The organism is Lactobacillus sp. C449L (genome assembly GCF_059900815.1).
The window spans coordinates 1-400 of record NZ_JBWXGA010000424.1 but is presented as its reverse complement, the minus strand read 5'-3'; the positions used below and the strand labels follow the sequence as shown (position 1 = coordinate 400).

Annotated in this window: 1 pseudogene; it reads left to right on the top strand. The window is 63.5% G+C overall.

Going from position 1 to position 400, the window contains the following annotated elements:
* Window positions 1-181: 181 nt before the first annotated feature.
* Window positions 182-400: pseudogene (locus AC2JF9_RS10095) on the top strand (hypothetical protein); the annotation flags it as partial.

Here is a 400-nt window from a genome sequence, read left to right as displayed (position 1 = left end):
CTGTTCCTGACCACCACGTCAACCCTCACGGTCCAGATCGCGATCTTCAGCTACATGCTCAGCAACTACGATCCGAGCGTAGCCGCGCTCGCCACCATCCAACTCGTCATCATTCTCGCAGGGCTCTCGATCGCGCAACGGATCGCGAATGTCCGCGACCTGCTGCTCTGAGGAGGTACGGATGACTGGTTTCCAGGCTTCCATGCGCACTCCGCTGAGTGTCGGCCAGGGCGGGCGAACAGCTGCCCGGAGCGGCAGCGCGATCGCGACGGACCAGGCGGATCTCGCGCTCAACGGCGTATCGAAGTTCTACGGTAGCGTTCCTGCGGTCCGCGGCATGTCGCTTAGCGCCGGACGGGGAGAGTTCATCTCCTTCCTCGGCCCAAGCGGATGCGGGAAG